Annotated in this window: 9 protein-coding genes; 4 read left to right on the top strand and 5 right to left on the bottom strand. The window is 57.8% G+C overall.

Annotated features, from left to right (window positions below; translation table 11 throughout):
• Positions 1–27: 27 nt before the first annotated feature.
• Positions 28–1,677: a thiamine pyrophosphate-binding protein gene (locus tag ACEE43_RS07645; RefSeq protein ID WP_449107668.1), complete on the bottom strand. Its 1,650-nt coding sequence runs from the start codon at positions 1,675–1,677 to the stop codon at positions 28–30.
• Between the two features lie 258 nt (positions 1,678–1,935).
• Here ACEE43_RS07645 and ACEE43_RS07640 point away from each other — a divergent pair, with 258 nt between their 5' ends.
• Entirely contained in the window at positions 1,936–3,000 is a 1,065-nt protein-coding gene (locus ACEE43_RS07640) for a hypothetical protein (RefSeq protein WP_449107667.1), read from the top strand.
• Positions 3,001–3,081: 81 nt separating this feature from the next.
• On the opposite strand, the gene ACEE43_RS07635 is transcribed toward ACEE43_RS07640, so the two are convergent.
• From ACEE43_RS07635 to ACEE43_RS07620, 4 genes are all read right to left on the bottom strand, one after another.
• Entirely contained in the window at positions 3,082–3,933 is an 852-nt protein-coding gene (locus ACEE43_RS07635) for a GNAT family N-acetyltransferase (protein WP_449107666.1), read from the bottom strand.
• Complete coding sequence (locus ACEE43_RS07630; RefSeq protein ID WP_449107665.1) at positions 3,926–5,344, bottom strand: sodium:solute symporter; 1,419 nt, start codon at positions 5,342–5,344, stop codon at positions 3,926–3,928. Before ACEE43_RS07630 ends, ACEE43_RS07635 begins: the two co-directional genes overlap by 8 nt.
• 203 nt (positions 5,345–5,547) lie before the next feature.
• Complete coding sequence (locus ACEE43_RS07625; protein ID WP_237186320.1) at positions 5,548–6,957, bottom strand: MFS transporter; 1,410 nt, start codon at positions 6,955–6,957, stop codon at positions 5,548–5,550.
• Between the two features lie 27 nt (positions 6,958–6,984).
• Positions 6,985–10,050 carry a glycoside hydrolase family 2 TIM barrel-domain containing protein gene (locus tag ACEE43_RS07620; RefSeq protein ID WP_449107664.1) on the bottom strand — a complete coding sequence of 1,022 codons (3,066 nt, stop codon included), beginning with the start codon at positions 10,048–10,050 and terminating at the stop codon, positions 6,985–6,987.
• 246 nt (positions 10,051–10,296) lie between these two features.
• Here ACEE43_RS07620 and ACEE43_RS07615 point away from each other — a divergent pair, with 246 nt between their 5' ends.
• Genes ACEE43_RS07615 through galK form a run of 3 tightly spaced genes read left to right on the top strand, consistent with a single transcriptional unit; the run spans position 10,297 to position 13,535 of the window.
• A complete protein-coding gene (locus ACEE43_RS07615; RefSeq protein ID WP_237205416.1) occupies positions 10,297–11,067 on the top strand; it encodes a DeoR/GlpR family DNA-binding transcription regulator in 771 nt (256 codons plus the stop codon).
• Positions 11,064–12,188: a galactose-1-phosphate uridylyltransferase gene (gene galT, locus ACEE43_RS07610; protein WP_449107663.1), complete on the top strand. Its 1,125-nt coding sequence runs from the start codon at positions 11,064–11,066 to the stop codon at positions 12,186–12,188. The genes ACEE43_RS07615 and galT overlap by 4 nt, the downstream gene beginning before the upstream one ends.
• A 12-nt stretch (positions 12,189–12,200) precedes the next feature.
• A complete protein-coding gene (gene galK, locus ACEE43_RS07605) occupies positions 12,201–13,535 on the top strand; it encodes a galactokinase (RefSeq protein WP_449107662.1) in 1,335 nt (444 codons plus the stop codon).

Here is a 13,535-nt window from a genome sequence, read left to right as displayed (position 1 = left end):
GTCCTTATTTCTGTGCGCTACCTGCGCCTAGCGCAGGGTCTCACCAATCTTTAGGTGCACGACCGAGGGACCGCTGGTAGCAAGAGCCTGCTGGACGGTCTCTGCCAGGGTGTCCATGGTGGCTGAGAAGCCGGTAGCGCCGAAGCCCTCGGCCAGCTTGACCCAGTCGGGCTGTACCAGATCCACTGCCACAGGGGCGATGCCGCGGTCGCGCTCGTTCTGGCGGATCTCGCCGTAGCCGCCGTTCTCCACACAGATGATAGGTAGGTCAAGCTGCTGCTCAACGGCGGTCATGAGCTCCTGGATGGCGAACATGAGGGCGCCGTCGCCGAGTAGGCAGACCACCGGACGTTCGGGCGCGGCTACCTTGGCGCCAATAGCGGCGGGCAGGCCGTAGCCCAGGGTGGCGTAGGTTGCCATGTAGAGCAGGGAGTTGGGGCGGGCTGCGCGGTAGAAGGTGGTGGTGCCCATGTAGGTGACCTGGGAGGAGTCACCGGCGATGATGGTGTCCTCGGGCAGGATCTCCATAATCTTCTCGTTGAGCTCGGCCAGCTCGGGTGCCAGGGCGCGGCCTTCGTTATCGAGAGCATCGAAGATGTTTTGCAGGTCGCGGGGTTCGCGGGAGCCGGGAGCCAGGCCAAGCTCGGCGAGGGCGTCCAGCAGCTGGGGGATGACGGCCTTGGAGTTGCCCGGCAGCTCAATGTCGGGGGTGATGTTGGTCAGCATCTGGTCGCGCGTAATATCGATGCGAATGACGGGGCCAGCGGGGCGGATGTCGCCGTCCCAGAGCTCAGCTTCACCAATCTTGGAGCCGATGATCAGCATGGCGTCAGCCTCACGGCAGAAGGCGTGGGCGGCGCTCAGGCGCAGGTCAGCACCCAGGGAGAGGCGGTGCTTTTCGGGGATAGCGCCCTTGCCGTTGACCGAGGTGATGACGGGCGCTTCGAGGGTTTCAGCCAGGCGGAGTAGGTCTGCTGCTGCCCCGATAGAGCCGCCACCTGCGACGATGATGGGCTTCTTGGACTCTGCTAGCATGCGGGCTGCCTCGCGCACGTCGTCAGCCGGGGCGGGCTGGGGCTTGCCCAGGGGACGGGCCTGCAAGATGGCGGGGTCGAGTTCGACGTCGCGTTCGAGCACGTCGAGGGGCACCTCAATGTGGATGGGGCGCGGACGGTTGTGGGCGAAGGAGCGGAAGGCGTTGTGGATGATGTCCACGGCTTCTTCGGCAGAGTTGACGCGGCGGGAGAACTCGACGATGGAGTTGACGGCGCCGGTGGGGTTCTTGGTCTCGTGCAGGGCGCCGATGTCGCGGAATTCGTGCCCCACTGGGCGGCCGGGGGACAGGATGATCATGGGGCGTGACTCAGCGTAGGCGGTGGCAGCACCCGAGAGAGAGTTAAGCAGACCGGGGCCCGAGGTGGTGATGACGACGCCGGGCAGGCCGCGGGTCAGGGACCAGCCGTCCGCCCCGTAGGAGGCACCCTGCTCGTGGCGGGTGGTGACGGGGTGAATGTCGAGCTCTTCGAGATGGCGGTAGAACTCAAGGTTGTGGGTTCCGGGGATGCCGAAGACGGTGTCGATGCCGTAGCTGCGTAGAGTTGCCAGAATGGCGTAGCCGGCGTTGCGGCGGGGCTCAGTGGTTTCAGCGGAACGGTCGGGAAGTGATGGGTGAGTCATGGTGGCCTTTCGTGGGCGCGGGGTGCGGGCTTCCGCTTTAGCATACGGGGTCAATGCATAGATATACGGGATTTTCGCTCCTGAAATGTTATGCGGAGCACAGTATGTTTATGAGCGGACGCCTGTGGCAGCTTGGGCGGGTCTGGCGAGCTTGGGGGTGGGTATCCGACTTGGGATTTTACTCTGTGTAATAGAAAGGCGTTGATGGTGGGTGTTCAGTAGACTGATTAAACACATACAGCCAACTCACAGGACACCATGCACACTCGCCACACCCGCTTTCTTGCCCTTATGACTCTCTCTGCCCTCGCTCTGGCAGGGTGCTCAGCCACTTCAACTGAGGAACCCACAAGCGAAACCTCTACCCCGACAACGGTTGCAAGTAGTTCCTCGGCAAGCGCCAGCCCTGCGCACAGTACGAGTGCAACAGCATCTCCATCTGTTTCTACCCCCTCGACGACTAGCCCGTCCGTAAGCGCCAGCGCCACGGCGTCCGCTCCCGAGCAGTCCTCACGTGCCAATGCACCAAAGAGCGAGGTGCTTGGTGGCGGTGATCAAATCTTTGCCCACCGCTACGTGGCACTCTACGGTAACCCCGGCGGCCCGTCCCTGGGAGTGCTCGGTGAGCAGGGCCCGGCTGAATCTGTTGCCCGGGTTAAAAATCTCGCCGCTGAATACCAGGCGCACACCGACGAAAAGGTCATTCCCGCCTTTGAAATCATTACCACGGTAGCCAGCTCAGCTCCCGGGCCTGACGGCGATTACTCCGATGAGGCAACCATTGAAAGCCTGCGCCCGCTTATTGATGAGGCCCGCAAAAACGGGGTCTACGTTATCTTGGACTTCCAGCCCGGCCGCAGCACCTTCACCGAGCAGGTCAAACAGTATGAAGAGCTGCTCAAGGAACCCCACGTTGGTCTGGGCATTGACCCCGAATGGCGTATTTACCCCGGGCAGGTGCACCTGCAACAAATTGGTACCGTGGATGCCTCAGAAATTAATGAAACTCTGGAGTACCTGGCGGCGCTGACCGATAAGCACCGCCTGCCCCAGAAGATGGTGGTGCTGCACCAGTTCACGCATTCCATGATTACCAATCGTGCGGCGCTTGACACGAGCCACCCGGAGTTGGCTCTTACCCTGCACGCGGACGGCCACGGCACGCCTGAGTTGAAAGATTCTACCTACCAGGAGCTCATCCGCGATCTTGACCCGGCTATTAAGCCCTCGTGGAAGAACTTCTACGACGAGGACACCCCCACTCTGACCCCCGCCCAGACGTACGCGTTGACTCCCAAACCCTATGTGGTGACCTACCAGTAAATACGGCGGGGTGTGCAGGTTTCTTGGGCTCTGTGCAGGTTTTTCTGTGCACAGAGCCCAGGATGCCTGCACAAGCTGATGCTATGGTTCGGCAGGTATCTCCACTAGCCGGTACCAGCGCCCGCTTGCTCCGGTTTTTACCCAGGCGGGGAATAGATGCGGGTCTGAGATGTGCCCGTCAGCTTCGACCGTGCTGTGCCCTGCGTCTGCTAGTTTTTCGAGAGAGCGTCGCAGGCAGGCCTCTAGGAGTAGTTCCCCCTGATCAGGGGCTGGGGTGGTCGTCTCCCCGCAGAGTTCAGGCTGATCACCGGGAAAAACTGCTATCACCGCACACACCTGCCCACCGGCGTCCACCGAAACCGATGAGTAGCTGTCGTAGGCTTTGGTAGCGTGGCGGGCCAGAACCGGCCGATGGTCGCCCGAGACGGGGTGCCAGCTGGCGTGCGTCCACTCATAAAAATCGACGTAGGCCTGCTCAAATTCCGGGTAGCTCACGTTTTGGGCAGAGTGGACGGACGCGTGCTCCCGCAGGTTCTGCGCCGAGTCGGTGGGCATAGTGGCAGGTGGCACCATCTGAATAGTCTGGGCACCCAGCGAATCGGCAAAGTGTAGGGTCGGTTCGCCCAGGTAGTCCCGCATGAAGAAGGGCAGGGGCGCGGACGCCTGCGCCCGCGCCTGCTGGTAGAGGGCAGTACCTATACCCTGACGCCGCAGATGAGGCGTCACCGCAAGCTGGAGTTCATAGCGGGTGCGGTGGGCGCGCGCAGTCCACCAGGCAACAATCCCTACCAGCTGCCCATCGCTATGCGCCAGTAGGCAGCGGGTGTGGTTATCGCGCGTGAAATCCTCAAAATACACGGCTTGCGCCCAGTCGGGTAGTTGATCCCGGTGGTTGGCCGGGGCGCTGGAGAAGGTTAGCTGCACACTAGCCATTCAGCCGCTCCTGCCAGGCATTCATTACCTCGGGTGAGGTGGGTTTGGTGGCCAGGGACGCTACCACATACACCACCAGCGACACTGCCAGGCCGTAGTAAATCGGCTCGTTCGCCAGCACGCCAAAGATCGGCATGCACCCTAGGGTCACCAGGGAGCCTGCCGCCATAGAAAGCGCCGCACCCATACCTGTGCCGCGCTTCCACACCAGCCCGCCCAGGATTGCAACCATCAGGCCGCCCACCAGGATGTCGTAGGCAATGGTCAAAGAGGTCACGGTGTCGGTCAAGAAGATGGCAATAAAAGTAACCAGCACGCCCAGAACCAGCAGGTACAGGCGGTCAGCCTTGAGAGTGGCATCGGTTTCCTCGCCTTCCTCAAGCGCAGGGCGCCCGGTGATAAAGGGAATTACATCTACACGGGCTACGGTGGCAGAAGCAATCAGGGCACCCGAGGCCGTTGACATCATGGCGGCCACACCGGCGGCCAAGACAACCCCTCCCACACCCGCAGGCAGGTAATTCTGCGCAATAGCCGCGAAGGCGTCGTCCTGGCTCTCAAGCTGAGGAGCTAGTACCGCAGCCGCCATACCGATCACCGCACCGGCTACGCCGTAGAGGGCGATGTAGATACCGGCGCTCGCACCGCCCCAGCGGGCGACCTCGGGGGAGCGGGCTGAGAAGACACGCTGCCAGATATCCTGGCCAACCAAAATGCCCAGGGTGTAAATCACGAACATGGTGATGATGGAGTTCATGCCCATAGAACCTAGCTGGAAGAACTCGGCGTCCAAGCGTTCAGTGAGGCCCTGCCAGCCGCCAGCCTGGCTCAGTGAGAAGGGCAGCATCAGCAAGAACATGCCCACTGTCATAATCGCGAACTGCATCATGTCGGTCAGGGTAATAGACCACATGCCGCCCAGTAGCGAGTAACCAATGACCACCAGGGAGCCAAGAAGAATAGCCCAGGTGCGATCCATATCGAACATCACGCGGAAGATTGAAGCGTAGGCGGCTGTGGATGTCACTGCAATCATGACGGTGTATGCCAGCATGACGATAGAAGAAACCTGGGTTGCTCGTACCCCATAGCGTAGGGAAAGCATTTGCGAGACGGTATAGATCTTGAGCCGCGAGATAATGGGCGCAAAGACCAGGGAGAGCAGTAGAACGCCCGCCGCAATAGCCACGACCAGCCACATACCTGACAGGCCATAGGTGTAGCCCAGGCCCACACCGCCCACGGTTGAGGCCCCGCCCAGCACTACCGCGCTCATGGTGCCGGTATAAAGGAGCGGGCCCAGGCGGCGACCTGCAACACGGAAGTCTTCGGTACTGTTGGCGCGGCGCTTGCCGAGGTACCCGAAGAAAACGAGGGCACCGAGGTAAAGCAGGATAATGGCGAGGTTCATGGGTCGCCTTTCGTGGTGATACGGCTTTAAGGTCGTGATGTAGCATACGCGATGGTTGTCACATATAGAAATTGTTGGTGAGCCTAGGAAGGCGTTTGTAGATCCCCCGCTGACCTCGATACGAGGAATACCTAATAACCGCATAAAAGCGTTGCACACCAGGGGAATGGCGTGCAACGCTTTTGGGGTTCAGCAGAATACTTTTACCTATCGAGCACCGTGTAATTGATAGGTGCGTTTTCCCTTAGTTCCTTGTTGGCTTTCTCCACCTTAAGCTGGGTGAGCAGGAGAAGAATGATGAGGTTGACCGCTGCCGGGATCCATAGGTACATGATGTAGAGCATCTGTAGTGCAGATTCTGATTGCTCCGGTGCGTTAGCGACGTAGCCGCTGAAAGCGAGTAGCCAGCCAGCGAGCGCAGTGCCTACACCGCCACCGATCTTGACGCCCAGTGAGGTTGCGGAGAACATGGTTCCATCTACCCTCTTCTTTTTGGAGAGGAAGGTGTATTCCGAGGCTTCAGCGATGAGTGCGTTGATGGTGCCCTGGAGGGGGCTCATTCCGATGGAGGCAATACCGGAGAAGACCAGCATCAGGGGGATATTGCCCATGTAGGCTGCCACGATTACAAGAACGCGGGCAACGAACGCGATGATGTAGCCGATGACGTTGATTTTGTACATGCCTTGGAATTTTTTCACCACGATGGGGGTGAAGAGCAGGCCAATGATGAGGGGGACGTTGATAGCCCAGGCGAAGGGGCCGAGGAGCTTGGCATCACCCAGGATATAGGTCATGAAGTAGATGCCCATGCTCAGTGTAGTGTTGAAAATCTGGTTGAGCAGGAAGACTGCAAGAATCAGGAGATAGAACTTGTTGCTTCCGAGCAGGCCGAGGGATTCTTTGAAGCTGTACTTCTCGGGAACAGGGTTGTTCCTCTCGTGAATGATGGGGATAGCCTGGGTTTCTTCTTCAAGGACTGATTTGGGGAGCTCCTTGACGGAGAAGACGGAGAGGGTATTGACGGCGAGGCCGATGAGGGCGTAGATGATGGCGATGGTGCGCCAGCCTTCTGCGCCGCCGCCGAACATTTCGACGCCTTGAACGGTGATGCTTTGAATGAGGAGGCTGGTGCCGAACGCAAACATGAAGCGGGTTGAACCCATCTGTACGCGCTCGTTACCGTTCTTGGTGATGAGTGAGGTGAGTGCGGAGTAGGCAATGTTGTTGGCGGTGTAGAACACGCCGTTGAGGAGGGTGTAGGCGATGAAGAACCAGGCGTACTGGGCGAAATCACCGAGTGATGGCGGAATCGCGAAGATGGCGATAATCATTGCGGCGCAGCCGACGTAGCCCCAGAGCATCCAGGGGCGTGCTTTACCCATGCGGGTGTTGGTTTTGTCGATCATTGCCCCAAAGAAGAGGTCGGAAACGCCGTCAAAAATCTTGGAGACAAGAATGAGGGTGCCGATAATTCCTGGGTTGAGTCCTACCGTGTCGGTAAGGTAAATCATCACGAATGATGCGAGGAAGGCGTAGACCACGTTGCCGGCAACATCGCCGGAACCGTAACCTACTACGTTGTACCATTTCAGGTATTTTGTTTCTTTCATTGTGTTACCTTTTGCCTGTTTCTCGCGCTATAGGGTGGGGGCGAGAGTGAAACCAAAGTTGATGTTTTGTGCGTTGAGTTTGTACTCGTCTAAGACTTCGGGGCCGCAGCTGTTGGACCCGATTCCGTTGTGGGCGTAGTCGAGGCAGAGGACTGTTGAGTCGGCTTCGACCAGCTCGAAATTATGGTTTTTGTTCGTCAGCTCTTCCTGCGTGTAGTGGGAGGCACTGAACGAGAAGGGGTGTTCGGAGGCTACAGAGAGCTGATGGTGGGGGCTTGATAGGTGGACGTAGTCGCAGTCGAATCGGCTACCGTTTTCCTGCGGCATGATGTAGTCCTCGTGGAGATCTTCGACGGAAGATTGGAAGGTGCCGTGGTAGCTTGCTTCGTGTTTGTCGCTGTAGCTTTCATGGGGACCCATGCCGAAGTACTCAACATCGGCAAAAGACTTGTCGAGGAAGAGGCGAACTCCGAAGCGGGGGAGATCGGGGAATTCTGGGGCGCGTTCGATGTTGAATCGAGCGGTGATTTTTCCGTCGTTTGTGATGTTCCAGAGGACGGTGCCGGTGAAGATGGGTTGCACTGTGGGGGCTACCATGCTCAGGGTGCAGGAGATGGTGACACCGTTTTCGGTGTGCGTGTATCCACTGGTGTAGACCCTTGAGTAGGCCTGGTGGTAGTGCGCTTCTGCCCATTTGAGTTTGATGTACATGTCATTATCTGTGGGTGCCCGCCAGATATTGATGTTCATGGGCTGGGTGAGGAGGTTGTGGTCTTTGGTGGAGAGCTGGTCGAATACACCGGTTCGTCGGTTGAAGGTGTAGGTGAATCCATCGCCTTGGACGGTGTAGTGCTTACCTGTTTCGGTTACAGCGAGGTTCTGTGCGTTGTTGGTGGTGCCCAGAATATCTAGTGCCTTGGCATGGGTGGGGTTGATGGTGTGGACGGGTACTTCGTCGCGGCCGAGGAAGAGGCCTGTGGGAAGTAGGGGGAGGTCCTTCTTGAGAATGTATTCGATGTGGAGGTAGCAGCGTCCGCTGGTGAGCGAAGGTGCCTCAAGGTTAATGGTGGTTTCTTGGTGGGGGAGGAATGCCTGCTCAAAGTGGTAGGTGCCTGATGCTACTTCTATGCCGTCCTGGCTGAAGGTGTATTTCAGTTCTATGGCTTCTTGTGCGTCGGTGAAGTCAAGGTAGTTCTTGAGGGTGAGGGAGCCGGATACGGTGTCGAAGGAGACGACTCTGAGGGGGCGGTAGACGTTGCGGTATTCGAGGAGACCAACGTGGGGAGTGCGGTCGGGGTAGACAAGGCCGTCCATGCAGAAGTTTCCGTCGTGTACTTCTTCGCCGTGGTCGCCGCCGTAGAGGTATTTGGGTGTGCCATTTTCGGTGGTACCAGCGTAGATGGCGTGGTCGCACCATTCCCAAACGAAGCCGCCGCACATTGCCTGGTTCTGGTCGATGACCTGGAAGTAGTCTTCGAGGTTGCCGGGGCCGTTGCCCATAGCGTGGGCGTACTCGACGAGGAGGAAGGGCTTATTGGGGTTGCTGTTGAGGTACTGTTCGATGTCCTCGAAGGGCGGGTACATGCGGCTGTAGAGGTCGATGTTGGAGTAGTCGTAGCGGCGCTTTTTGTCGTCGTAGTAGGCGCTTTCGTACTGGGTGATTCGGGTGGTGTCGTAGGACTTGACCCAGGCGAGGGACTCTTCGAGGGTAACGCCGTAGCCGCATTCGTTACCTGCTGACCAGGAGACAATGCTGGGGCGGTTCTTTTCGCGGAGCACGCAGAGCTGGACACGGTCGAGTGTTGCTTCAGTCCATTCTGGGTTGTCTGAGATGCGTTCGTTCCAGTGATTTACCTGGTTGTCGAAGGAGCCATCTTCGAGGTACTGGACCTGGGTGCCGTGGCTTTCGTTGTCGGCTTCGCTCATGACGAGGAACCCGTACTCATCGCACATTTGGTAGAAGTAGGGGGAGTTGGGGTAGTGGCTGCTACGGATAGCGTTGAAGTTGTGCTGTTTGATGAGTCCGAGGTCGCGTTTGATGTGGTTGTAGTCCACGGTTGGGCCGGTGACGGGGTCGGAGTCGTGGCGGTTTACGCCGCGGAAGGTGATGGGCTTGCCGTTGAGCAGGATGACATTGTGTTCAATGCGAATGGTGCGGACGCCCACGCGTTCGGTGATGACCTCGTCCTGGGTTTTTAGGTGGAGGGTGTAGAGGTAGGGGTTTTCTGGGTTCCAGGTGTGGGCGTTAGGGATATGAAGGGTTGCTGAGTGAGTGAAGTTGGGGTTGGCAGCACTGGGTGTGAGCGTGGAGCTTGCTACCTCTTCGCCTTCAGCGTTGGTGAGGGTGAGTGTGGTGTGTGTTTCTTGGCTGAGGAAGTGTGCCGCGATGTTGAGGGTCGCGTCGCTGGTTTTTTCGTTGAGGTTGGTGGTGATGAAGTAGTCGTAGAGGGCGTGGCGGGGGCGGCTGAGAATGTAGACGTCTCGGAAGATGCCACTCATGCGGAATTTGTCCTGGTCTTCGAGGTAGGAGCCATCGCACCACTTGTAGACAAGTACGGTGAGGCGGTTTGAGCCGTTGGTGAGGTATTCGGTGATGTCGAATTCGCTGCTTGCGTGGGATACCTGGCTGTAGCCGATGTAGCTTCCGTTGACCCAGAGGTAGAAGCATGAATCAACGCCTTCAAAGGTGAGGTGGGCGAGCGGGGCCTGCTGATCCTGGGTGTACTGGAAGTCTAGAGTGTAAAGACCGCAGGGGTTTTCGTGGGGTACGAAGGGTGGGTCAAGAGGGAAGGGGTATTTGAAGTTGGTGTACTGGTGGGTGTCGAAGCCCTGGGTTTGCCAGGCGCCCGGGACGATGATGGGGGACGCGTCGGTGTGGGCGTATGTGGCAGTGTAGAAGTCCTGTGGTAGTTCGGAATCGTCGTTGAAGTAGGTGAACTGCCAGGTTCCATTGAGGTTGAGGAAGCGGTCGGAGGACTCACGGTTGTTCACCAGCGGGCCCATGTCATGGGAGGCAGGGACGTAGTAGGCCCGGGGGGCGAGGACGTTCTCGTGGAGAACGTTGAGGCTCTCGTGGTGCTTGGTGGGGTGCATGCTCTCTTGTCCTTCCTGATGGAATTGGCTGAACCTCGGGTCCTGTTGCTATCGAGAGGGCTGAGGTTCAAGCCCTACGGTGTTCATATTAGTTCAAGATTGTTGCTTTTTGTAGATATCTGAACAAAAAATCGTTCCTTTTTGTTCAAAAGACTCATTTTGAGCATGTTTCAGCTCTGGAAATGCTTGTTTTTGTTTGATATTGTTCAGTTTAGAAGAAGTCGTTACAACCGGAATGAGGTTTAAGTGCTGGCTCAACAACGCCACAACGCAATCGTTGCAAAAGTACAGGAAAAAGGCACTGTTCAGGTCCAAGATCTGGCTGGCCTGCTGAATGTATCTGCGATGACGATTCGCCGTGACCTGGCAGAACTAGAAGAACAGGGGTTACTGAGCAGGGTTCACGGAGGTGCAACCATCTCTGAATCTACCCATGAGCCAATCTTTGCTGAGAAGACCACGCTCAACGCAGAGTCGAAAGCAAAAATTGCAAAGGCCGCAGCCCAGCTAGTCCGCAGCGGCCAATCAATTGCAATCGGCGGAGGGTCAACCAGCGCACGCCTTGCCCAAGAAATAGCTGCCCGCACAGAGCTTGAGAACCTCACCATCGTCACGAACTCCCTCCCCGTCTCTGACTTCTTCCACGGGTTAGCTGATACAAAGAACAAGCCCAAAGTGCTCCTTATCGGCGGTGAGCGCACACCCTCTGACGCCTTCGTTGGACCGCTTGCGGACGCAACCCTGGCAAACCTCAACATCGATGTTCTGTTTCTGGGTGCTCACGGGGTGACTCTGAAAGGCATGTACACCCCCAACATGAACGAGACCAGTACTAACAGAACTTTTATCGCAAACGCCCACGACACCGTGGCTGTTTTCGACTCCAGTAAATGGAATGTGGCTGGGCTATCCCGGTTTGCCTCCTGGGCAGACATCGACACCGTCGTCACCGACGAACTCACCCAGGAACGACACAACTTCCTATCCGACAACGTAGCTAAGGTGATTACCGCATGACCAACGTAAAAGTTACTAAAGGAACCCTCGCAGACGGGCGAGAAATCATCTTCTTCGATGACTCTGAACCCTACGTCTCAGGCCGGAAAACCCGAATTATCCGCGATACCCGCCCCCTGGAACCTCGCACTCTGCCTCCCCACGAAGCTGCCTGCGTGCGTACCGACCCTCTGACCGGCGAATCAATTGCTATCGCTGCTCACCGCAACAACCGAACCTTCCTGCCGCCTGCTGATGAGGACCCCCTGGCACCTGCTGGCGTAGGAACCGTACCCGGTGAAATCCCGGAAGAATCCTACGACGTTGTTGTCTTTGAAAACCGTTTCCCTTCACTGCAAGGGCCGCTAGAGACCCTCCGAGACGAGCCCCTTTTCAAGGAGACCACACCAGGCGGCCGTTGCGAGGTTATCAGCTTCACCTCAGACCAGTACGGTTCTTTTGGCTCCCTCAGCTATGAACGGGCACGCACCGTTGTAGAAGCTTGGACCCACCGCACCAAGGAGCTCTCAGCCCTCGACGGAGTCGTACAGGTCTTTCCTTTCGAAAACCGTGGAGAAGAAATTGGTGTAACCCTGCCCCACCCCCACGGTCAGATCTACGCCTACCCCTACATGCCGTCCTATACAGCTTCTGTTGCACGGCGAGCAGACGCATGGGCATCAGAAACCGGTGGAGACCTTCTGGGAGATGTTCTCGCTGCGGAACTTGCAGCAGAAGAACGAATCATTAGGAAAACCGACTCCTTTGTGGCGTATGTACCGTATGCCGCCAAGTGGCCTGTAGAACTTATGGTCATGCCCAAACGCCCGGTTCGTGACTTCACAGAACTTACCGAAGCAGAAAAAGACGAACTCACCGAGCTGTACCTAGACCTGTTGCATCGACTCGACAAATTCTTCGAAGGGGTAGACAAACTCCCCTACATCTCAGCCTGGCACCAGGCCCCCATCATCGGCGGAAAAAACGTCTCACGCATGTACCTCCACGTTTTCTCCCTCCTGCGTGCCCCCGGAAAGATGAAATACCTGGCTGGCTCAGAATCCGCTATGGCCGCGTGGGTATCTGACACCACACCCGAGCGTATCGCCACCCGATTCAAAGAACTTGCTTCTGACGCATAAAGGAAACACACCATGCCTGCTATCTGGAAGAACACCGTACCTGCACAGACACTCCGCAAGAACGTCGAAGACCGCTTCTATACTTCCTTTGGGGAAGCCCCTTACGGAGTGTACTCAGCCCCTGGGCGCGTCAACCTTCTGGGCGAACACATCGACTACTGCGGTGGCACCGTCCTTCCCTTTGCCCTCCCCCAACGCACCTTCGTAGCAATGACCCCCCGCCAAGACGGAAAAATTACGGCAGTCACCGCTCAGGGTGATGCCGGTTCAACCGCCCCTGATAACAATACTGAAACCGTTCAGTTTGCTGAGGTGGGCACCCAGCCCCTCTCCGGCTGGCTCTCCTACGTTGCAGGTGTTCCCTGGGCTATGCAACAGCAAAAGCAGGGCGATTTTGCTGGTTTCTCGCCGGAAGGGTTCGGCGCCAACATCGCCATCGACTCTTCCGTCCCCCTGGGTGCAGGACTCTCATCATCAGCTGCCCTAGAGTGCGCTGTAGCTCTCGGCGTTGACGACCTGCTAACCGCCCAACAGCCCACTAGAGAACTTCTCGCCAGCACCGACCAGGGACGTGCCGCACTGGCCTCAGCCTGTATCCAAGCAGAAAACGACATCGCAGGGGCCTCAACAGGGGGCATGGACCAGTCAATTTCCCTCCGTGCAGAAGAAGGCTCCGTCCTCGCCATCGACTGCCGCGACTTCTCCACCCGCCCTCTTACCATCGACGTCGTCTCAGCCAACCTCTCCGTACTCGTGATAGACACCCGTGCCTACCACAACCTCTCCGACGGGCAATACGCCGCCCGACGGGCAGCAACCGAGGTTGCCCGCGAAGCCCTGGGCGTGAACTACCTCCGAGACGCTTTCCAAGGAACCCCCACCCTCAAAGAAGCCCAAGAACTCATCGAACAGTGGGATAACAACGTAGACTCCTACAACCTGCCCGACGGAACAGACCGGGCAGTAATCCGTGATGCCCTACGCCATGTCTGGACCGAGATTGCCCGCGTTGAAGAATGTATCGCCCTCTTCGACAGCGTAAACTCACCAGCCGATGACGTATGGGAAAAGCTCGGTGAACTCCTCAACGCCTCCCACGACTCCCTCCGTGACCAGTACCGAGTCTCATGCCCCGAACTAGACACCGCAGTGAACGCTGCCCGCGAAGCAGGAGCACTAGGAGCCCGCATGACAGGAGGTGGCTTCGGTGGCTCTGCTATTGCACTGGTTCCTACTGAAAACCTGACGAACCTCGCTGAAGCAGTTGCAGAAGCATTCGACCGTGAAGGCTTCAACCCCCCAGAGTTCTTGGTAGCCACCCCCTCCCGATCCGCGGAGAAGGAGTAA

Source organism: Rothia sp. 11254D007BW (assembly GCF_053548195.1).
This window is presented reverse-complemented; position numbering and strand designations above follow the sequence as displayed.